Raw genomic sequence first — 20,603 nt, forward strand, 5'->3', positions numbered from 1 at the left:
AAAAGCGCAGAGTGCCCGTTTACACCCGACAACGCTTACGAGCTCGACTTGTATAAAACAAAAAAACTCCATAGATTTCTACGGAGTTTTATAGGAGCTGTCCAAAATACCATAAGCAAATAAACCTATTAAAATGAAAAATTTTAATAAGACTTTGATATTTTCTACATCCTTCTCCCATCCAGACTATACTGTCGGCTTTGGACTCACACCAAATCCTGCCTAAAAAAGGCTCACGGGCTTAGAAGCTTTACTTCATCACCGTCGATTGGGAATTTCACCCGACCCCGAAGGATATTACATATGAAATTGTAAACAATAAAACGAGATTTATGGCATCAAAAAAACCCCATAGATCACTACAGAGTTGATAGGAGATATAAAATTACCATAAGCAAATAAACCCATTAAATATATATAAATTTAATAAGACTATGATATTCTCTACATCCTTCTCCCATCCAGACTATACTGTCGGCTTTGGATTCGCACCAAATCCTGCCTTTTAAAAAGGCTCACGGGCTTAGAAGATCTTCTTCATCACCGTCGATTGGGAATTTCACCCGACCCCGAAGGATTATTTTATTGTATGTAAATACCATAGCACTTTACTTAAATAAAAACTAGGGCTTTTTAAAATTCTAGTGTCATTTTCGATGGCAACTAATACTCAAATTGATGATAAAGGTTGATATTATGCACTTTCATCAGCTTCTATTATTTTTGGCTAAACCATTGAAAAATCTGAATTCGAGTATTCAGTCACGACTTCTTCACTTTCCTTTCAATGTAGATCCATACATAATATACAACCCAAAACACTAGTGGAACTGCTAAAACATAGGATAGTTGATTTGCCGGTAAAATCCATAATAGCAACCCTCCAATAATAATACACGGTATTAGTAGAATAAAATATTTTTTCCAATCCATCTATTTCTCAGACCCTTTCATTTTACTATAAATAGCAATTGATTTACTTTAGTATATTATTACATACCACGCTGATCACGAAGTTCTACGATCGTTCCTTCAGGAGCAATCACTTTACATAGAGCTCCATTTTCAACTTGATAAATATATTCTCCATCTTTCATCTTGAATTGCATTTGTAACTGCAGTAAATGCGCTACTTCGGCAGTTAAGTTATCGACCCACAAACAAAAATGTGCTAATCCTTGATTATTTGCATCCCCAGCTCTTAGTTGCTCACCCTTTTTCCCAGTCTGCAGTTCAATATAAAAATCACCAATTTGCAGCCAAGTATTGTAAGCACGCTCGTGGAAATCCTGCGATTCTTGTACTTTTTTAAAACCTAAACCTTCCGTATAAAACTTTATAGATTTCTCATAATGATTTGTCTGTATACAAATATGGTGTACAAAACTCTTCTTCATAGTGAATCGTCCCTTCTTTACATAAACAATCACACTCAGATTTCTAACTGATACAGCATCTCTGAAATTAATGGCTTCAATTGGTTTAATATAGTTTGACTAACCCTCTTATTTGCCTCTGCTCTGGATCATCTCGCAATTGCACTTTTATTTCCCATCAACTTTTCTAATATAGATGTTACTATTTTATCATGTACTTACATTTGATCCTTCATAAAGGCTAGAAATTTCCGTAAAAATAACAAAAGAAGATATTTCTAAGCCCATTTTCTGACTTAGAAATAATCCTCCATTGTTATACATACTGCGATTCAGATTTTCAATTTTATGTATCAAAATAGTAAAATGAAGTTGTATTAATCAATCGTACAATAGCGATAACTAACCAACAGGAACATCAATTTACGCTCACACTCAAGAACAATCCCAATTATACCAAACATTCTCGAAATTCTTACGTTTTAAATCATCTGGATTAATGAAGAAATTGCCGATACCGCAATCCCCCCACATAATTTCTATCTCTTCACTGCAGCAAGAGTCTAGTTGAAATAGCAATATATCTTGTTGTAAATCTTCTTTGTAATTACGAGGATCTTCTTGTGTAAAATTTGGGTAACCACCTATTTTACCATCACCTTGAGCATCTGTCAGAAAGTCAAATATTTCATCCAAGATATCATCTGCTTCATCACCAAAATGCGCTTCATACAGTTCATAAATATTCTGACCATAATATTGCTCAAACTCAAAACAATCTTGTAATAGTAATAGCTCTCGATGTTCACCCGTCAATTTGTATTCCCCATCTACGACTACATATTCAGGTTCTGTTGTATAAAAATCGGCTTGCTCCTCTTTTGAATATGACATTTCTGATGCATCTTCAAAATAATGCACGGCAAAACCTGTGCGATTTCTGTAGTTTTCTAAATCCATTCCAATCAAATCGTCATAAAAATCTACATAAAAAGACAAAATACCAGTTGTAGGATAATTCGGTAGCGATGGTAATTCGGTTAAATTCAGCTGCGCTAATAAAGACAATGGCAATCCTTCAGAATTTGAAGGAAATGGTTTATTCTTTGGAAAATAACCAAAGCCCCCCACTTTAGAAGCCGTTAAAGAAAGTTCTCCGCTGTTTGCAACATTTAACGCAATAAATGGCTTTGAGGAGTTCATAATTTGCTTACCTATATGTAGTGGTAATTTTTCGAAAATATGCTGTAAAGACAATGTTAGCACCCCTTATTTAAAACTGTACTATCATTTTACAATATCATCTAGATAAAGTGAAATCACTGGAACCCATATATATGAATTGGGATTGTGTATTAGCGGATAATATGTTAAACAATGCAGGAATCGAATTTGCTAATGAGTATTTCAATTTTGAAACAGGTTTATTTTCACATGATTACGAAGAAACTTTCCCAGAAATAGAATCTTTGTACAATGTAGCAGGCAATTAGGAGAACTATTTGAAAATAATTATTCAACTAACTGGAACGCTAGTTGGGGTATCGTTTTTCAATGTATGATGGTGGCATATCTATATTTAGTGACAGTTGTAGTCATTATGACAAATACAGAATTAGGGGTTCATCAATTGAAAGGTATCATTGGAGAAATATTTGAATCACTTACATTTTAGTAGCTCTTTACAGGAAAAAATAAGTTTCGGGCCATTCCCTCACAATATTCCACATGATTCAAACAATTCGTTCCCAAGTAGCTTCTAATAAAGGTTTGAACTATAGACACTAACATTTCGCAGTTGCTTTATTTCCGTGATAATTTGAAAAAACAAAAAAGTACCACGTGTGAAACAATTTATAATCGCCTCATACGTGATACTTTCTCATTTTACTTACTTATTCGTTCAATCTTCTAGCATTATTTTTATTATTCGGCTTTTCTTTATCTTCATGATTATGTTGCTTATGCGCTTCGTTGTTTTGTCCAATGACATCAAAGTCATCTGGGCTCAGGTCATATCCATAGCCAAATTCTTCACGACCTAATTCCCTTTTCATCTTCGCCCTATTATTTTCATCTTTATTTTTCGCCAATATTGATCACCTCCATCCACTATAATTTGTTCAATTCATTGTGATTTATTCTTAGTATTTTCTCGTTATATTTCGATTTGAAGAGAGCAGGTTTCACTAATAGTTGGTGTTAACAAGTAGTATTAAAGCGACTGCTTCTTTTTTAATCATCTAAGTCCAAATAGTTACCAATTTTTAACTTTTTAATTATTTCTATATCATTCCATTTAGCAGGTGGCCATGGCAATACTTAATCCATTGTAAATGCGATTCAACAACCATTTCGTGAATTAGGTTTTGAGTACAAAGCAGAAAAGTTCCCGCGCTATTTTCCGTCCGTTTCATAACTGGTTATATATGTTCAGTGACAGCCTATAAGAATAATCGGTATTCTGATTCGGACGAAATATCACCGTTTACACCTAACGCCATTGTAATTCATAAGATAAGATATTAACTATTGGTTAGGAGGAATCCAGTTGTATTTCAGTCCTTATCCGTATTTTCTCTATTCAAATCAATATCCACAGTGGATTATGTCAAATCAATCTTCACCTACTCAAATTCCTAGACATCTAGCAATGCCGACGAACTCAATAAAAACCAGCCCATTTCCCCCTGTAGATACACATAAGTTTAAGACATCAGCGAAAGAGATTCAGAAAATCATGCAACAAGCTCATTTACTTGTAGATAAAATTGCATTGTCAGAGCAATTTGCACATGATTTAATAAACGCTGCACAACTTTCGAATAAAACTGAAGTCGATAAATTAATTGCTTCAACAGGAATCACCATTACTTTCAATACTAAATATACACCGGACAGTATTAGAATTAGTTTGAATGAAAATGGTTGTTGTGGACTAACGGTAATTTTAAATTGGTGATTTAAAAATTCACAAATCTATTATTTATTTTCCGTTATCCAAAAGGTTGGTATTCGAAAAGGGGTAAATCAAAAAACAGATAAAGAAACCAAGAATGCTGTTAAATCAACATTCTTGGCTTTCAAAATTGAGCTTATAGGATCAGAATTATATTTATTTGACCGCCCCTTTTTAATTGTCTTAGGATATCCGCAAATTGTTGTGTATTCTCTATATGATTGAATGAAATAGATTGACTATTTCTGTATGCGATTTAGCACTTCTCCGTGATGACTTACCTTTAGTACATCTACTTTAAACAGTAAATCGATGTAGACCTTTGTCATATGTACCTATTATTTCCTGGGCAATTGAAACAAACATCTCCCCATTTCGATTTAAAAGGATGGATGGATCAATTCCACCTAGTAAATAATTGTATATTTAAATATTTTCCCGAATTTTATATGTGTTTTGTCACAGCCGGTTGAGAAATAAATAATTCTTCTGCTGCTAGACGTTAAATTCTCATATTTTTCTTGCTTGAAAATAAGTAAAGGATGCCCACAATCGAAATGTAGGCACCCCTTATGAAAACACTTAGATCTGTTCTTTTTTCTCCAAAACATTAATCCCTATCCCCATGAAGATGATCGTCATGAATAGTAAAATACTAAATGGATATAATAAATCACCTATTGAACTACTATTCACAGTGACGCCATTTAATAAATCTATTCCGTACTTTATCGGTGTAATTTTTGACAAGGCTAGCATTATTTCCGATGTTACTATTTCAAGAGGCCAGTATGCTCCACCAAGCATTGCTAGCGGAACTGCTAATATAGACATATAGGCGTTAAATTTCCCAGGTGTATTTGCAATTGCAGCTATGAATATTGATAGTGACACAATACAAAGTACATATGGAATCACGACGATTAAACTCTTCCAAAAGCCACCATAGAAATCGACTCCCACACCGAAATAAAAAATAGAAAGTACTAGAGCGATTTGCAAGTATCCAAGTAAGAAACTATAAGTTAAATTTGCCAAATATACTTTCCATTTTGGGATAGCTGACACAGTGATCCTCTCCCAAATTCTATTCCTACGCTCCATGACAATGTGATTGACGCCGCTCGCAATCGTATAAATCACCATAAATAATGTAAAACCAAATAAGCTACGCAATTTCTGGTCCCACTTTACTCCATTTTCGTTACCCAAGTTTTTATAGCCAATATTAAAACTTGGTTCATCTTGAATTTCCTCTATTTTATTTGTCACTTGCTCTTGTTGTTCATCAGGTGACGATTGAATAATCGCATGCTTTAATAATATCTGGCTGTATATCGTATTCAACTCATTCCCCAACATGGGACCATCCATAAAATCTGCCGCAACGATGAGTTTATAACCTTCATCCTTCAAAGAAATAGCAACATCAACTTTGCCAACTTTAACTTGTTTAAGTGCTTCCTTCTCTTCGTACATTGTGAAATCATATTGCGATAGTTTTTGTAACTCTTTGATCATTTCCGTATTCTGTTCGCTATTTAGGGTAGAAGATAAGGCGATGGGTTCCTTCGTTTCCTGTCCAAGCCCCATTAAATAAGTAAATATGCAAATGATTATAGTCGTTACAATATAAGCAACTGGATTTCTTTTTAATAATAAAAATTTCGCCTTTAGAATATTAATCATGATATACCTCCTCTTCTAGGAAAGAGTACAAACGCTAAAACTAGGAGAACAAGACCTAACATACTTAAGTTGAAGGCATACTTCTGAATATCAAGAAATGTGGCATGTTGCTGAAGTTTCAAATAAGCTTCAAGTGCTGCTCCGTTCGGTGTCCATTTTCCAAGTGTTGATAAAAATGAAGATAGTTGACTAACAGGTATGAAGCTCCCACCTACCAAAGCAAGAATAGATATTATTGCTGCAGAAAATACATTTGAAGCCCCCGCCGAATTGTTTCTATAATTTATCGCTGACAATAATGCTGCTAAAGCACCTACAATAATGGCCAGAAGTAATGTAATAAGTACATATAATCCTACTTGGTCAAATTGAGTATCAAACATAAAATGAGAAACTGTAAACAAAATAGTCATCTGAATCATTGCTAGTAGAATTGTAGATACAATGATACTACCCAAATAAGTTATTGGATGAATACGTGCTAATACAATCCGATCAAAAATGTGCATATCTTTTTCTAAAAATGCAAGACTTGCTATAGTACTAGCCATATATAAGATGAACATGACACTCATACTAAATGTATAATAAACTTTCGCTGTGATACTCTCTTGATTTGCGATTGTTTCAATATCTGATGCAACTTCAATTTTAGGAATCGTTACTGCAGCGTCAAAGTTTTTAGAATTGTTCAACTGTGTTAGTAATGAATATTGTTGTTGGAAATAATCTAGCATGCTTTTACTAATCGATGAAGTAACAGGCTGGTCTTCATCTAAGTAGACATTTAATGATGGCTTGCTACCAGATAAAAAAGCAGACGTCAGATACTCATCAGTGAAATTTTTTGGAACGTCGATAATCACGTCATAGTCTCCACTTTTTCTTGCTCCTCTTAGTTCATCGGCATCTAGCCTTTTCACTTTTATAAATTGCTTTAATTCTTCATTTCCAGTTAATTGATTTAACAATAACGTTACCGGAAGCATTTGCTGTATGTTGTGCTTCAGCTTTTCATCAATTGGCATGCTTTCACTTAATTTTTGTAGGAAGGTTTCTAACTGAGCTTCTTCATCATCATGTTGAACGATAGCTATCTGCAAATCTAACATTTCTCCATTACCGTCCATAATTGGTCCAAGCGCAACACTTAAAATTGTTATTAATACAACAGGCATTAACAGAAGAACAAGCAATTCTAAAGGGTTTCTACTCAATATTTTTAGTTGTTTTACTATAAGCGCAAAAAACATTGGCTCTCCTCCTAGTTTCGTAATGCTCTACCTGTTAAGTGTAAAAATACATCTTCAAGACTCGGCTCTTCTATTTGAAAGCTTTTTAATGCAATTTTTTGTTGATCACATAAGGTTAATATCATTGGTAGAAAATTTGTATCTTTTGCTACTGTAAAAGTAATCTCTGCTTCTTTAGCTAATATATTTGATAACATCGGCTGCATCGTTAAATCCTCAACAAGTTGTTTAGAAGGCTTTTCAAGTTTTAGTCTAATGGTTTTCTCTGAAGACAAAATAGCTTTAATCTCATCTTTTGTGCCAGAAGCAATTACACGGCCTTTATCAATAATGTAAATTCGATTACACAAAAATTCGACTTCTTCCATGTAATGACTAGTGTATATAATAGCCGTATTGGATCGTTCATTTAATTTCTTCACTGTCTCTAAAATGTGGTTCCGTGATTGTGGGTCAATACCTACAGTTGGTTCATCCATGATTAAATATTCAGGCTCATGTAAAAGAGCCACACCAATATTTAGACGCCTCTTCATACCGCCAGAGTAATGTTTGACGAGCTTTTTCTGTTCATTTTGTAAACCGATTTCCTCTAATACAACATCAATTCGCTCTTTCAATTTAGTCTTCGGCATTTTATGAATGCTGCCAAAAAACTGCAAATTTTCTCGGGCCGTTAAATCACTATATAACGCTATTTCTTGTGGAACGACACCCAGAACTTCACGCAAAGCACTTTGATCATTTATAACGCTTTTTTGCTGAAGTAAAACATCGCCCTTTGTCGGTTTGATAAGCGTTGATATCATTGCAATGGCTGTCGATTTCCCAGCACCATTTGGACCAAGTAGCCCTACGATTTCACCTGGCTCAATATATAGATTCATGTGATCGACCACAGTTATTTTTTTATATGTCTTCGTTAAATCCACTACTTCAATCATTTATGAAAACCCCTCTCTTCATACTTTAACTATAAAGGAAAATAATCCAATTGCCGACTAGCTGAAGTCACAATTCAATATGACCTCCGTCACATAAAAAAGCGACGAAATAATCGCCGCTTCATTAATTACTCATACGAGATCATTCTTAACTGCATAAATAGCAAGCTGTGTCCGGTCCCTTAAATCGAGTTCCTGTAAAATATGCGTAATGTAATTTTTCACCGTTCCAATTGATAAAAACAGCACTTCTGAAATTTCTTTATTTGTTTTCCCCTCACCTACAAGCTTTACCACATCAAGCTCGCGTTCAGTTAAAGTATGTACTTGTTGTGATGGAGACGTTTTCTGCAATAATTTAGGCATTAATTTTGCGGCGACATCCTCATGTAAAACTAGCCCACCCTCAAGTACACTATAGATGGCACTAATTAATTTATGTGGCTCAGCCGATTTCAACAAAAATCCATTAGCACCGTCCTTTAATGTTTGAAAGGCATATTCTTCATCATCAAATGTTGTTAGCACTAAAATTTTAATATGAGGAAATCGACCTCGTATACGTTTCGTTGCTTCAATTCCATTCATTTCCGGCATTCGGACGTCCATTAATACTAGATCAATATGATGGTTTTCAAGGGCAGTTAATGCTTCAATACCATTACTTGCTTCTGCAACAATTTCAAAATCAGGCTCTTGCTCTACAATCATTTTGAGTCCATTTCTCACAATTGCTTGGTCTTCAACAATTAATATATGTACCATTTTTTAAACCCTCACTTTTAACGGAAATGTTCCTTCAACAATAAAATGCTGTTCGGTCTGTCTAACCCGAAGTTCACCACCAATTTCCTCCACTCTCCCCATCATATTCGTTAACCCAAAACCAAATTCAAATGTCTCCAGTTTCAACACTTTATTTTTCACTATGACTTGAACATTTTGTAAGGAATTTTGTCTAAGAATCACGTCTACTTCTTTTGAATCGCTATATTTCATCGCATTCGTCAAGCTTTCCTGTAGCACTCGATATAGGACAATGCTTTGTTCATTAGAAATTGATAATGATAATACACCTGTTTCAAACGTAAACCGAATATGTAAGTGACTCTCCATCTCTAGCTTTCGAATTAATTGAATAACAGACTGAATCCCACTAGCTTCGCTTGTTTTTAACTGTCGCACAGCATATCTGGTTTCATTTAAACTTTCTCTTGCAAGCTCTTTCATTTCTTCAATACCATCTATTTTTTTGTGAATGGAAAGTATCTCTAGCTGCATTAACAACGCCGTTAACTTATGTCCCACTGAATCATGAATATCTCTAGCAATTTTAGTACGCTCTTCGGCTCTCGCTACTTGTTCTTGCTCAACAAAACTGCGCTTTAGCATTCGATACTGCCCTAGCAGTCCCGTATATAGCTCACTTTTTTCTATTACATTCTCATAAAACTGCTGTAATAAATATGAACTAATACAGATTGCAAGTATAAGCGTAAGGGGCAGAAATGGCATGATTTCCATAGCCGTCAAAACGATGAAAATAAACAAAATCCAACTTATAAAAATAGTATAATCCCTTTGCTTTAGTTGAAATGCCCCTTCAATGATGAAAAAGGCATACATTGGCAATAGATAAACAATATCGATTGAAAATACCTCCCCAACCGGGATGAATAACCCCATGAGTAAATAATTTACTAAGGGCACTTTGCTAAGTGGGATGAAAAAATATAAGCACAGGATTGCTGCCACAATAAATATGGCATTCGTTACAGCGCCTTCAGTTAAAAAAATATGTATTAAAAATACACCGATCGTAGAAGTCAAACCAATATAGCGAATGATTAACTCTCTCACCATATCACCTCACTTATTAAGTCTTATTTTACAAGCATCCCAATTGAAACTACTGCAGTCTTTTAGTAAATATTTAGATTAGCAAGTACCGCAAGTGTCCAAATGATTAATGTAATGTGAAATTGTCCTCCAAATTGTAGGGACTTTTGTTTCTTCGTTGTTATGAAGTTTTTTCATCAACTGACTGATTACAATAAAGTCATTTAATTTTCTAGCCATAAAACACAAGAGCCAGAAGCGTTAAAGGAGATGTTTTGGATTATTCTCAGAGAGACGATAATAACTTAGGTGTCAAGCTAATAAACTACTCTGGTACTGCACTGATGTCTTTAGAAATTCTGTTTTTTGCTCTTTCAAATAAGGTGGTGACGATTAAATTCACAAAACTCATGCTAAACTGAAGATAAATTCAATATAAGCCCATTATTTTTATTATAACAAAACATCGTAACCATAATATTGTAAATTCGTCCAATATTATAGAACTAACCCAAGCACGGTTTAAATCGCGTTTTATTAGAGCGTTATGATAATATAACTTATAAGAGAAGGTGATATTATTTCTGAACTTTTTACAGAAAAATTGATATTGATCGCATTATTTATTTTGATCATCCATTGTATTGAAACACTTGCGTATGCGGTTAGATTATCTGGTGCAAGAGTCAAACTGCTTGCTTCTGCTTTGTCCCTATTCAACTTGATGGTCATGGTTTCGCGGCTTGCCAATATGATGCAGCAACCTTTTACCGGAAGCCTAATTGATAAAGCGCCTAAAGAAAATACATTAGAGTTTGTCGAAAGTCAATTTAGGGTCATTATTGCATCTTCCACACTTGGCACAATCATTGGGATCCTATTACTTCCAACTTTCATCGCCATTTTCTCAAGAGCAATCATCCATTTAGCTGAAGAAAGAGGCTCCATTCCGTCCCTCGTCAAAAAGGGATTCACGTTTGAATACATAAAGCGCGGACTAAAACATATCCACTTGCCAAAACTTTCTTACTTGAAGGATATTAGACTAAAAGAAATCCCAATCAAACTATTTGTCATTAACATGGTCATTACAGCCATCTATACAATCGGTGTGTTATCCGCCTTGTATGCGGCTCTAATTGCACCAGAAAGAGCTTCAACAGCAATTATGGCATCGGGACTTATAAATGGAATAGCTACTATTTTGCTCATCATTTTTATCGACCCTAAAATATCCATCCTTGCAGATGATGTCATCAACCAAAAAGGCAGTTACTCTAATCTAAAAGGTATGTCACTTATGATGGTTACTTCCCGCTTGTTAGGAACCGTTCTCGCTCAAGCACTCTTTATCCCAGGTGCAAAATATATTGCTTGGTTTACGAAATTTATAGCTTAATTATTCCAATTCCAAATGAAAGTAAAAGAACGTTCAGCATGTCTACGTCTAGACCTACTGAGCGTTCTTTCATTGTTTTGAAATTTAAACTACATCATTAGCTCCAAAATAATAAACATAAATATCCTCTAAACGAGGTTCTACAGTCACTGCTTGTTCATGGGGCTCTTTATCAGAAATGATCCTAATTTCGACTTGGCCTTGTAGATGAGAAGCATTTACAAGTTTTAAATGCTGTTTGTTTTTCAGAAAATCATCTTCATTCATTACCATCGTCCAAACTTGACCATTTAATGCGGCAAGTAATTCCTTGGGCGCCTTCTTCTGAATAAGTTCTCCTTCTTTTATAAGTAAAACTTCATTCGCAACGTATTCTATATCCGAAACAATATGTGTAGAGAGTAGAATAATCTTATCTTTTGATATTTCAGACAAAATCCCACGTAATCGTATGCGTTCGCTTGGATCAAGACCCGCGGTAGGTTCATCTAATATCAAGATAAGCGGATCATTTAATAACGCTTGTGCAATGCCTACTCTCCGCGTCATACCTCCTGAAAATCCTTTTAGTTTCTTCTTTTTCACATTACATAAACCAACCAATTCTAATAATCCATCCACTTTTTCATGTGCCACTCTACTGTCAATTCCTTTTAAACTGGCCACATATCGCAAAAATTCTTGAGCTGTAAAATGACTATAGCCCCCAAACTCCTGTGGTAGATAACCTAATATATCTCGATAATTTTCTCCTAATATGGAAATCTCCTTGCCGTTATATGTAACACGTCCCTTTGTTGGCTTCAGCACATCTACTAAAATTCGCATAAGAGTAGATTTACCTGCCCCGTTTGGCCCTAGTAACCCGTAGATTCCTTGAGTGAGCTCGCAAGTCACTTCTTTTACAGCATATACATCACGATATTGTTGTGTGACATTTTCTATTTTCAACATTATATTTCTTTCCTCCTTGCCCGTAGATGTTTATTTAGACAATACATTCCTATTATTAAAATGCTATACCAAAGTGCTAAAATGCCGATTTCTAGAACATCGATAGACGTTGCTCTAAAGAGCTCCCCTTTTATGAGAAATGAGAAAAAGCCTTTCTCTAAAATCCATTCAAGTGAATATTTGTGAATCATAGACCCTCTTATTAAATACGATAGTCCAAAAAATAACCCACAAATTATAAGAGTTATGGGATGAGATTTAAAACTATCACAGATTAATGCAGTAAAGATGGTAAATAAAAGTGTGCCTATAAGAACGGTAATAGTTTGTTGCCATAATGAAAGCTCCGTTAAAAGCGTAAGCCTTTGCCCAGTATTAAAAATACGAACTGATATGACCAATTGAATACACGTAAAAAGCAAAATAATAACAAGCATAAATATTGTCGCCGTTTTGATTCGCATTAAGAAAAGTGTACGTCTACCTAATTTTGTCGTATGTATGACTTCCTCAACCTGCTCCTCCCTATCCATTGCGAAAAGTCTTGTTGTGACAAATAATATGAGAAAACCAACTGTCAGTGAACCAAGTACATTCCAAAATGACAATGTATTCTCTAGAATTTTCTGCGAGCCTGATTGATGTTTATGAAAAATAGTAAAGACCCATATTACGATTACGACAATAATTGACGGCAGTACTAATCTATTAGTTACAAGCTTTTTTAGATCTAGCTTCAGCATTTCGCTCTCCTCTCATACGAGTAGGTGATCATGCTTACTAGCCCAATAATCGGTACAAATAAATATACAACCAGTTTCCAAAGCTCATCAATCTGTAAATTCACCATATAAAAAGCACTTAGCATGCCATTATATCCATAATGATAAAGTAAGGATAATACATATCCAATTTCGGAGCTGCTAAAATACAATAATAGAAATCTTTTAATCAACTCTAAAACCGCAAATAAACCTCCACATATCATCATGATAACAACGCTTCTCTTAACTAAAATAGAAATCAAGAATAGAAACAAGGCAAATGAGAAACTAGCGATGATCATATAAATATATTGAAATAAAAAATATTGTCCATTTGTCCAATTGCCAATGCCTTTAAAATCCCAAGGGCTCTGATAGTTTCCTTCCACCAACATAGAATTGACCCCATTTATACGGTAATTGCTACTAAAAAAAATAAAGACCACTGAATATAGAAATGTTACAACTACTATGCTATATATTAGGACGAGCCATAATTTCGCGAAGAGTAGCTTCCTTTTCCCATACTTATATGTCTTTAATAATTCATCAATTCCCGTCTCATTCTCAAATGGAACGATTCTTGACACCCCAACAACAAGCAAAATAGCTACCATCCAATACCCAACATATCCCATAAAATCATGCATGTTTTTCCAGAAATAAAATGGCTCATCTGGTGATACTATCGCAGATTGCATTAAAAGTGTAAGCCCAGTGCAAAAGACCACTGCGATATAGATCTCCTTGAATAGGAGGAATTTCTTCACCTCCGCAATTTTAAGATTCATATTTCATTAAATCCTTTCTGTCCAATTGTAGTAATTGTTTCAGTTTCAAAATGATCGATACAGTTGAAACTACAATGACTACTGCATAAAAAATAACATTTACGTTTACAAGCAACTCTCCAACTTGCGTAGATAAAGCTGAAAACCCAAATAACATCCAAATCAAAAATGTCGTCAGCATAATATTCACATTTCTACTTACAGTAACTAAAACTAATAGCATGAGTGAAAACAAACAAATCGGTGTAAGACCTAAAATAATTAATTGAAATAGTTCAACTGTTCTAACTTGGCTACCTGTCAGCAAAAATTGAATGGCTGGAATCGTAATGAACAGAATGGCTATACCGATAATTGCTACAACCTTTGAAAAGAACATTTGATTAAAAGAGCATTTAAATGTATGTTCCAGCTCCTCCATTGCTTGATCATACTTTCCAAAGAGTTGCCAAAAACAAATAAATAGAGGGATAGGCGCTGTGAAAATCATCATTAAATACTTTTCCAAAGGTGAATCTATAACAACCATCAGAGCTACTAGTACTAATAGAAAGATTGACAGCTGTATTTTACAACGTAGAAACAACTCTTGTAGTGCCATTTTAATCAGTACTTTAACTGACACGATAGAGTGTTGTGGTTGCCGTACTGGTAAATAAGCTTCTAAAACGGACTTTGTTTTTTGCTTTTTGGTATCAAGTGAATCATCAATTTTATAGCTATCTAAAATAGCACTTATCTTTTCCTCTACTCGCAATTCATCCTTTCCTTTCATTCTTTTCACGCTCCTTTATTGTTTTTCGTAGCTTCTGAAGTCCTTGATACAACCTAGATTTTACTGTAAAAATCGTTACTCCCGTAATTTTCGCTATCTCTTTTGAAGTTAAGTCATGATAATATTTTAAAATCAATGTACTCTTTTGAATTTTAGGAAGTGTATCTAGTAATTCCTTTGCAAACACCGAATTTGCATATTGGTTTGAATGATCTTCAGTAGCTGACATTTCTTGTTCCTCTATCAATTCAGACTTGTGTTTCTTTAACTTGTTATAATTGTTCATGCACCTATTATGTGCAATTGTATACAGCCATGATATAAATTTTCCATGCTCCTGATATGTGGGAAGTGCTTTCATCATCGCAATAAAAACTTCTTGTGTTGCATCGTATGCATCCTCATATGAACCAAGGATACGATATGTATAGTGGAAGATTTGCTTATAATATTTATCTACTAGTTCTTCCATTGCCACTTTAGAGCCTAGCTTAATTTCTTTTATCAGTTCATAATCATCTTTCACGCTAGCTATCCTCCCTTTCTATAAGTAAAACAATCTAAAACGTCAAAAGGATTTAAAAAATTTAAATTCTTTTCAATAACTTTATGTACTCTTAAATTAGTTGCACAATAAATCAGACCATTTATCTTCAAATTTGAAGATAAATGGTCTGAAAATATTTACTAATTATATTTATATTACCACTTTAAGATTTTAGGTGGATTGCTTCTATAAGCTGCTAATAACAAGCTATTACCCGACAAGATACTTTTTTATTGGTTTTCAATGGTCTCTCTAATAAAAGGAATATCTTCAAATTCAAACTCTCTTCTATTACTTTCTTTATTCCTTCCTCTGTTTTAGGCCTTGGTACTTCCTTAGTATCTGATTCTTTTTCTAAAAAACCTTGCCCAAATAATTTATGGATATTGCTAATGACGGGTAAAAAGTATCCAGTTTTACCGAACGTTCTAACAGGGAAACGCTCAATTCTTGTATAGATGATATCTAATAGTATCAGCCGATCTACTTTATCATGCGTATGCTAAACCAATAATGCCCCCACGCCTGATGGATATGGGCACTAATCATTTACTAACCAAATTTTTGTTTTCTTTAAAATTTGGACTCAATTCACTCCAAACATCAAATTTATTTCCATTTAAATCTGAAAAGATAAAGTTCCTTCCAGCATGCCCTCTATTTTCAATACTTCCGACTTTCATTTCACGTCCAACAAAAATACTATGTATTTCTTCTAAGGCACTGAGTCCATCGACCTCAAATGTCATAGAGAAACGCTCATTGCCGTTACTGTCGATAAAATTTGAACTTTGATTTTCTTTCGCTTTAACTAAGAAAAAGCTTTGGTTGGCAAAATTAATAATCGCTTTTTCTTCGTCTTTATAGCTCAGTTCAGCACCCAAATTATTGACATACCACTCTGCCGAAACATCAACATCACTTACCGGGATATAAGTAATTCCCACTCTTAATAATTTATCATCCATATTTTAATCTCCTCTCTATATGTTCTATATAATAATTCTATTAATAAGGCTCTATTCCTTTTTATCCCTAACCATTTTAAAAATAAGTGTAATCAAGTAGGAGGAGGCGACTAGCCTCCGACCTCTCACACCAACGTACGTACGGTTCCGTATACGGCGGTTCAAAAGTTTTATGGTTTTAAAATAACCAGGTAGAGACTTGTTAGATTTTGTTTCTCCCATTATTTATTATTTAGTGCTCTATCAATGATTGGATTATTAGATGAACGCCAATATCCGTTTCGGGTATTTGCCATTCTGTAAGCAACGTTCGGGTGGATACCGAGTTTCTTGAGGTTGCGATACTTGGTTGAGGTTTTCTTCCATTCTTTCCATCGACACGCTAGCAGTCTTCGGAGTATATGGGCGTCCATTTTTTTGGCGTATGTACCAACGTCTCACTTTAAAGTAATTACCCCACCCCTGAATTAGGTAGTTGAGGCGTTTAATTCATTCGTCCATTCGAACCCTCCAATTGCGATTCGTAAGGCGCAGAATCTTATCCTCCAATTTCTTCTGTCTCCAGGTATTCATCAGATTTCCGGGGTAAGTCCGCCCACAGTGAACTTTCATCACCTAGTTGACGGACATGCCCGGTACACAAAAAAGGTCAACCAGTAAAAACTGATTAACCTTATAATACGAAGTACCCGTTAGTTGCAGAAAGATTAAAGTTCAAAACTTCCTTCAAACTCTTTTAAAACACCCGTACTATCCAATCACAAATCAGAAAGCTTTTCTCCTGTTAATATTTCAAATAAATCAGTAGAATTCTCCACGTTTAGTTGAACATACTGATTCTCACCTCTCACAACCTCTACTTTATCTTTATTTGGACTTATCCAAATTTCATATAACACTGCTTTTGCTGACATTTTAGAACTTTTAAATCGAAACCAAAAGTGGTAATCAGCAGGACGTTCCATATCTACTTTGGCGTTTTCCCAATCAAACTCATCTAATATATCTTTCACCTTTTGAACTTGCTTATTATCATTAATTTCTTTAAATTCTTCATATTTATTTTCATTACCAATACGCTTTTCAACTTCTATATTTTCTCCTTCGTCTTCTATTCCATTAGAACACCCTGTAATAACAAATAAAATCATTGCCAATGAAACAAATAAGGTCTTTGTAAATTTCATATGAACTCCCCTTTTATTTATCATTTTAAGTACATTACTTCACAACTGTAACATAAATTCCCAATTCGTTGTTGTTAAAACAACAAAATCTTATGCAAATAGTATATCCTTAAAAACCAATTAGACTAGCGAGGTATTTACAAAACGTATTTTAAATAACTAATATTTAAAAGTTCCAATACTTCTATAGCATAATCTGAATCTTCCATAAAGTGCTGAATAGAAAAGGAAATAATGATAAAAACGATGTAGTGAAAGTCTATATCGCAATAAAAATTTGCTTTATACTGGTAAAGCTAAAGGCTCTAAAGTAATCCTTTCTAACAAAAAGCTAAATAAGAATGGCGGTACAATTTTCGTATCACTAAAACGTGGAAAAAGGAAAGTTCGTGGAAAAAAGTTGTGTATAAAGCTGAAAAATAAAACAAGTTAAAGTATTTTTAAATAGCCTTTGATAGATCTCTCACTAATGAGTGCTAATACCGAGAGGGCGGAATTATGTTTTGCTAAAACAACGTGTGCATAAAGAAAGCAATAAGTAAAAGCCTGCGTTCGGTATTGTACCGGATTCAGGCCTTTTAGTTTAGCCTGTAGCTTTCTAAAAAAATTTGATCAAAATCAAACCGATTCCATTTACTTTTAGAATAAAGATTGATTGAAAACACGCGACAAACCTTTTTGCATCAACTTTTCAGAAAGTGAATGCACATTTTAATCAATCTTTTTTATAAACGATCAAACTTTATTTCAATTCAACACCAAACAGAACAACCTCGAATGTGATTCGTGTACCTCGGACCAAGGTTTTGCCGCCAACTTCCGCCAGATTCCGCGTCGCCGTGGACACCCTTGCTCTTGGCCAGTGGTTTGCATATCCCAACGCCCACAGTGAACTTTCATCACCTAATTGACGGACATGCCCGGCACACCAAAAAAAGCAGAAACAATTAAGTTTCTGCTTTTCCACAATTTTTAAATGTATTTAAATAAAACGCGCAATATCTTCTAATGGTAAACGTGATGAGCCAAATGCTGGTGCAGCTGCTTTACCAATAGCGATTAATACGATTGGGAATTGATTTTCCGGTAATTCAAATCGTTCAGCAAATTTCACTTTATCAAATCCGCCCATTGTTACTGTATCAAAGCCTTTTTCTTTTGCGATAAGCATTAGTTGCATTGAAATTAGACCTGCATCAAAAGTTGCGATACTTTTTCTTACTTCTAATGGAGCAGATGGGTAAATACGAAGCGTATTGCTAATCGTTAAATTCCTCTGTGCTTCATCCATATGCCCTTCTGCTACATTTTGAGTATAGATTTTTTCTACGTTTTTGTACATTTCAGCATCTCCTAAAACGGTAATAACTGCTGAAGATGTTTCAATTTGTTCTTGATTGTTAGCGATTGCACGAAGTTCTTTTTTCGTTGTGTCATCTTGAATGACAAGGAATCTCCATGCTTGTAGATTACTTGAAGATGGCGCACTAGTCGCTTCTTTAATGATTTCTTCAAGTTCTGCTTGAGACATTTTAAAAGTAGGATCGTACTTACGAACTGATTTTCTATCATGCATAATCGTATATAAATTTGAATTTGTTGTTGACATAATATTTCCTCCTCAAAACTTACTAATAGTAAGTTAATAAATGAAAGCTTACCATTAGTAAGTTTATACGTCAATAAAAAAGTTTTATATGTTACAATAGAAGAAAATGAATTCAAAACGGGAGGTTATTTTATGAATCAACCGAATTGTACACATATATGCAGCAGCTACCATCAAGCGATCGAATTTATCGGGAAACGCTGGATGGGTATGATTATTTATACTTTATTATCAGGCCCAAAACGTTATCACGAAATTCACGCTACTATCCCCGGAATTTCTGACCGCTTACTGACTGATCGCTTAAATGAACTTGTAAAAGCGGGCTTAATCAACAAAAAGCTAATTGACTCTTCCATTAAAAAAGTAGAATATGAATTAACCCCAAACGGTTTGGCATTCCAGGAAGTTATTGCATCTATTCAAAAATGGATTGATTTATGTGATTTTGAAAAGACAACGATTGAATCCTAAAAATTTTATTATTTCTTACTGCTTTAAAGTACGCAAAAAGCCATTCATCTAGTGTAATTTATCAAGACCAAAATCGAAAAAAGTTAAATAAATTAAAGGACCAAACATATTAGTCATATAAAATATGTTTGGTCCTTTTAGATACCTATTTAAAATATCGAATTTTGCTGTTCTCCATCTGTATACAGATAATAAAGTTATTTAAAAATATTAGCCATGCTATTCAACAAACGGGCCATTTAGTTGAATAAGGTGTATTGAGATAACCGGGCAGAGTAGTTCAGCAATTTGCCTGCCTGAATATAATTATAAAAATGTATATAGGATTTTTTCTCGAATGAACTAAACCTAATACTGATGTCGGCTGATATGCGGTTGTAATGAACACATACTTAGGTTGAAAGGAGGTATTTATTTGTGACACAAACATCTAGAACTATTCCTGGTGCCGCAGTACGCGGAACGGCATCTGGTGTATTTTTCATGGCGTTTTTTGGTACTCTGTGGGCGTACACAGGAATTATGGGATTGCAAGGCTGGGGAGTTCCATTATTGTCAGTTACTGCTGTTGCCATAGGTATAGCGCTGTTCATCGGCGGTGTTTCATTAATACGCGCATCGGGAGAATTGACGAATCAGGTTTCGAAAACAGCCTTAAGGCATGGGAAGCGTACGAGGTTTTGGTTTAACATTATTTTTGCGGCAGAGGGTTTGGCTATAGCAATCACGATTGCTGTCAGTAACGCTACTCGTCACCCTGAACTTATACCTGTCGTAATAGCTATTATTGTCGGTGTTCATTTTTTCCCATTGGCACCTCTTTTTCAAGTCAGACTCTATTATTTGACAGGCACACTCCTTTGTTTACTTGCTATTATTACATGGCTGTTTGTACCTGCAAAAGTCACGCTGGGGGAACATCAGATCAATGCATTTATGTCTGTAGTGGGCTTTGGCTCTGCCCTGATCTTGTGGGGAACTGGTCTTGCAATATGGCTAATGGGTAGAAGATTGCTAGGTATCGTCTCAAAATAAATAACATAAAAAGTGAGATTGGACTTTACACCGAAAAAAT

21 protein-coding genes and 2 riboswitches are annotated in these 20,603 nt (G+C 34.6%); of the genes, 5 read left to right on the forward strand and 16 right to left on the reverse strand.

Features of this window, described 5'->3' with window-relative positions; translation table 11 throughout:
• Positions 1-165: 165 nt before the first annotated feature.
• A riboswitch (FMN riboswitch) is annotated at positions 166-299 on the reverse strand.
• A gap of 146 nt (positions 300-445) precedes the next feature.
• Positions 446-581, reverse strand: a riboswitch (FMN riboswitch).
• Between the two features lie 411 nt (positions 582-992).
• Both JFL43_RS19830 and JFL43_RS19835 read right to left on the reverse strand, forming a co-directional pair.
• Entirely contained in the window at positions 993-1,397 is a 405-nt protein-coding gene (locus JFL43_RS19830) for a VOC family protein (RefSeq protein WP_200750349.1), read from the reverse strand.
• Positions 1,398-1,811: 414 nt separating this feature from the next.
• Positions 1,812-2,633 (reverse strand): YwqG family protein, encoded by an 822-nt coding sequence (locus tag JFL43_RS19835; RefSeq protein ID WP_200750350.1) that lies wholly within the window; start codon positions 2,631-2,633, stop codon positions 1,812-1,814.
• A 32-nt stretch (positions 2,634-2,665) separates the two neighbouring features.
• On the opposite strand from JFL43_RS19835, the gene JFL43_RS19840 reads away from it, so the two are divergent.
• Complete coding sequence (locus JFL43_RS19840) at positions 2,666-2,869, forward strand: DUF7832 domain-containing protein (RefSeq protein WP_456119774.1); 204 nt, start codon at positions 2,666-2,668, stop codon at positions 2,867-2,869.
• A gap of 402 nt (positions 2,870-3,271) precedes the next feature.
• On the opposite strand, the gene JFL43_RS19845 is transcribed toward JFL43_RS19840, so the two are convergent.
• Complete coding sequence (locus JFL43_RS19845) at positions 3,272-3,469, reverse strand: hypothetical protein (protein ID WP_200750378.1); 198 nt, start codon at positions 3,467-3,469, stop codon at positions 3,272-3,274.
• A 458-nt stretch (positions 3,470-3,927) separates the two neighbouring features.
• On the opposite strand from JFL43_RS19845, the gene JFL43_RS19850 reads away from it, so the two are divergent.
• Entirely contained in the window at positions 3,928-4,338 is a 411-nt protein-coding gene (locus tag JFL43_RS19850) for a hypothetical protein (RefSeq protein ID WP_200750352.1), read from the forward strand.
• Positions 4,339-4,917: 579 nt separating this feature from the next.
• Here the strand turns inward: JFL43_RS19850 and JFL43_RS19855 are convergent.
• The 5 genes from JFL43_RS19855 to JFL43_RS19875 all read right to left on the reverse strand — a co-directional run bounded on the left by JFL43_RS19855 (position 4,918) and on the right by JFL43_RS19875 (position 10,084).
• Positions 4,918-6,024 carry an ABC transporter permease gene (locus tag JFL43_RS19855; RefSeq protein WP_200750353.1) on the reverse strand — a complete coding sequence of 369 codons (1,107 nt, stop codon included), beginning with the start codon at positions 6,022-6,024 and terminating at the stop codon, positions 4,918-4,920.
• On the reverse strand, positions 6,021-7,277 hold the full coding sequence (locus tag JFL43_RS19860) for an ABC transporter permease (RefSeq protein ID WP_200750354.1): 1,257 nt from the start codon (positions 7,275-7,277) through the stop codon (positions 6,021-6,023). The genes JFL43_RS19855 and JFL43_RS19860 overlap by 4 nt, the downstream gene beginning before the upstream one ends.
• A gap of 11 nt (positions 7,278-7,288) precedes the next feature.
• Positions 7,289-8,221: an ABC transporter ATP-binding protein gene (locus JFL43_RS19865; RefSeq protein WP_200750355.1), complete on the reverse strand. Its 933-nt coding sequence runs from the start codon at positions 8,219-8,221 to the stop codon at positions 7,289-7,291.
• Positions 8,222-8,353: 132 nt separating this feature from the next.
• Positions 8,354-8,986, reverse strand: coding sequence for a response regulator transcription factor (locus JFL43_RS19870; protein ID WP_200750356.1), 633 nt, complete (start codon positions 8,984-8,986; stop codon positions 8,354-8,356).
• 3 nt (positions 8,987-8,989) lie between these two features.
• On the reverse strand, positions 8,990-10,084 hold the full coding sequence (locus tag JFL43_RS19875) for a sensor histidine kinase (protein ID WP_200750357.1): 1,095 nt from the start codon (positions 10,082-10,084) through the stop codon (positions 8,990-8,992).
• Between the two features lie 586 nt (positions 10,085-10,670).
• Here JFL43_RS19875 and JFL43_RS19880 point away from each other — a divergent pair.
• Positions 10,671-11,459 (forward strand): lipid II flippase Amj family protein, encoded by a 789-nt coding sequence (locus tag JFL43_RS19880; RefSeq protein ID WP_200750358.1) that lies wholly within the window; start codon positions 10,671-10,673, stop codon positions 11,457-11,459.
• Positions 11,460-11,543: 84 nt separating this feature from the next.
• Here JFL43_RS19880 and JFL43_RS19885 read toward each other — a convergent pair whose 3' ends face one another.
• The 8 genes from JFL43_RS19885 to JFL43_RS19920 all read right to left on the reverse strand — a co-directional run bounded on the left by JFL43_RS19885 (position 11,544) and on the right by JFL43_RS19920 (position 19,054).
• Positions 11,544-12,413, reverse strand: coding sequence for an ABC transporter ATP-binding protein (locus tag JFL43_RS19885; protein WP_234447911.1), 870 nt, complete (start codon positions 12,411-12,413; stop codon positions 11,544-11,546).
• A complete protein-coding gene (locus JFL43_RS19890; RefSeq protein ID WP_200750359.1) occupies positions 12,413-13,156 on the reverse strand; it encodes a hypothetical protein in 744 nt (247 codons plus the stop codon). Before JFL43_RS19890 ends, JFL43_RS19885 begins: the two co-directional genes overlap by 1 nt.
• Positions 13,150-13,968, reverse strand: a complete 819-nt coding sequence (locus JFL43_RS19895; RefSeq protein ID WP_200750360.1) for a hypothetical protein — start codon at positions 13,966-13,968, stop codon at positions 13,150-13,152. Before JFL43_RS19895 ends, JFL43_RS19890 begins: the two co-directional genes overlap by 7 nt.
• The gene (locus tag JFL43_RS19900) at positions 13,958-14,743 is read right to left on the reverse strand and encodes a hypothetical protein (protein ID WP_200750361.1); all 786 of its coding nucleotides are present in this window, start codon (positions 14,741-14,743) and stop codon (positions 13,958-13,960) included. Before JFL43_RS19900 ends, JFL43_RS19895 begins: the two co-directional genes overlap by 11 nt.
• Positions 14,727-15,269, reverse strand: a complete 543-nt coding sequence (locus tag JFL43_RS19905) for an RNA polymerase sigma factor (RefSeq protein WP_200750362.1) — start codon at positions 15,267-15,269, stop codon at positions 14,727-14,729. Before JFL43_RS19905 ends, JFL43_RS19900 begins: the two co-directional genes overlap by 17 nt.
• Positions 15,270-15,835: 566 nt before the next feature.
• On the reverse strand, positions 15,836-16,258 hold the full coding sequence (locus JFL43_RS19910; protein WP_200750363.1) for a VOC family protein: 423 nt from the start codon (positions 16,256-16,258) through the stop codon (positions 15,836-15,838).
• 758 nt (positions 16,259-17,016) lie between these two features.
• Positions 17,017-17,445, reverse strand: coding sequence for a hypothetical protein (locus JFL43_RS19915; RefSeq protein ID WP_200750364.1), 429 nt, complete (start codon positions 17,443-17,445; stop codon positions 17,017-17,019).
• Between the two features lie 982 nt (positions 17,446-18,427).
• Positions 18,428-19,054 carry a nitroreductase family protein gene (locus JFL43_RS19920; protein WP_200750365.1) on the reverse strand — a complete coding sequence of 209 codons (627 nt, stop codon included), beginning with the start codon at positions 19,052-19,054 and terminating at the stop codon, positions 18,428-18,430.
• Between the two features lie 132 nt (positions 19,055-19,186).
• Between JFL43_RS19920 and JFL43_RS19925 the strand changes: the two genes are divergently transcribed.
• Together JFL43_RS19925 and JFL43_RS19930 are read left to right on the forward strand one after the other, a co-directional pair.
• Positions 19,187-19,528, forward strand: a complete 342-nt coding sequence (locus JFL43_RS19925; RefSeq protein WP_200750366.1) for a winged helix-turn-helix transcriptional regulator — start codon at positions 19,187-19,189, stop codon at positions 19,526-19,528.
• Between the two features lie 417 nt (positions 19,529-19,945).
• Complete coding sequence (locus JFL43_RS19930; RefSeq protein WP_200750367.1) at positions 19,946-20,563, forward strand: DUF7010 family protein; 618 nt, start codon at positions 19,946-19,948, stop codon at positions 20,561-20,563.
• The last annotated feature ends 40 nt before the right edge of the window (positions 20,564-20,603 follow it).

It is taken from the genome of Viridibacillus soli, assembly GCF_016612995.1.
GTDB lineage: Bacteria > Bacillota > Bacilli > Bacillales_A > Planococcaceae > Viridibacillus > Viridibacillus soli.

Bases quoted from the DNA above. Each gene is read 5' to 3' on its own strand.
- JFL43_RS19915 (WP_200750364.1), bottom strand. From the start codon at position 17,445: ATGAAATTTACAAAGACCTTATTTGTTTCATTGGCAATGATTTTATTT.
- JFL43_RS19875 (WP_200750357.1), bottom strand. From the start codon at position 10,084: ATGGTGAGAGAGTTAATCATTCGCTATATTGGTTTGACTTCTACGATC.
- JFL43_RS19900 (WP_200750361.1), bottom strand. From the start codon at position 14,743: ATGAAAGGAAAGGATGAATTGCGAGTAGAGGAAAAGATAAGTGCTATT.
- JFL43_RS19910 (WP_200750363.1), bottom strand. From the start codon at position 16,258: ATGGATGATAAATTATTAAGAGTGGGAATTACTTATATCCCGGTAAGT.
- JFL43_RS19920 (WP_200750365.1), bottom strand. From the start codon at position 19,054: ATGTCAACAACAAATTCAAATTTATATACGATTATGCATGATAGAAAA.
- JFL43_RS19855 (WP_200750353.1), bottom strand. From the start codon at position 6,024: ATGATTAATATTCTAAAGGCGAAATTTTTATTATTAAAAAGAAATCCA.
- JFL43_RS19925 (WP_200750366.1), top strand. From the start codon at position 19,187: ATGAATCAACCGAATTGTACACATATATGCAGCAGCTACCATCAAGCG.
- JFL43_RS19870 (WP_200750356.1), bottom strand. From the start codon at position 8,986: ATGGTACATATATTAATTGTTGAAGACCAAGCAATTGTGAGAAATGGA.
- JFL43_RS19885 (WP_234447911.1), bottom strand. From the start codon at position 12,413: ATGTTGAAAATAGAAAATGTCACACAACAATATCGTGATGTATATGCT.
- JFL43_RS19890 (WP_200750359.1), bottom strand. From the start codon at position 13,156: ATGCTGAAGCTAGATCTAAAAAAGCTTGTAACTAATAGATTAGTACTG.
- JFL43_RS19865 (WP_200750355.1), bottom strand. From the start codon at position 8,221: ATGATTGAAGTAGTGGATTTAACGAAGACATATAAAAAAATAACTGTG.
- JFL43_RS19860 (WP_200750354.1), bottom strand. From the start codon at position 7,277: ATGTTTTTTGCGCTTATAGTAAAACAACTAAAAATATTGAGTAGAAAC.
- JFL43_RS19830 (WP_200750349.1), bottom strand. From the start codon at position 1,397: ATGAAGAAGAGTTTTGTACACCATATTTGTATACAGACAAATCATTAT.
- JFL43_RS19895 (WP_200750360.1), bottom strand. From the start codon at position 13,968: ATGAATCTTAAAATTGCGGAGGTGAAGAAATTCCTCCTATTCAAGGAG.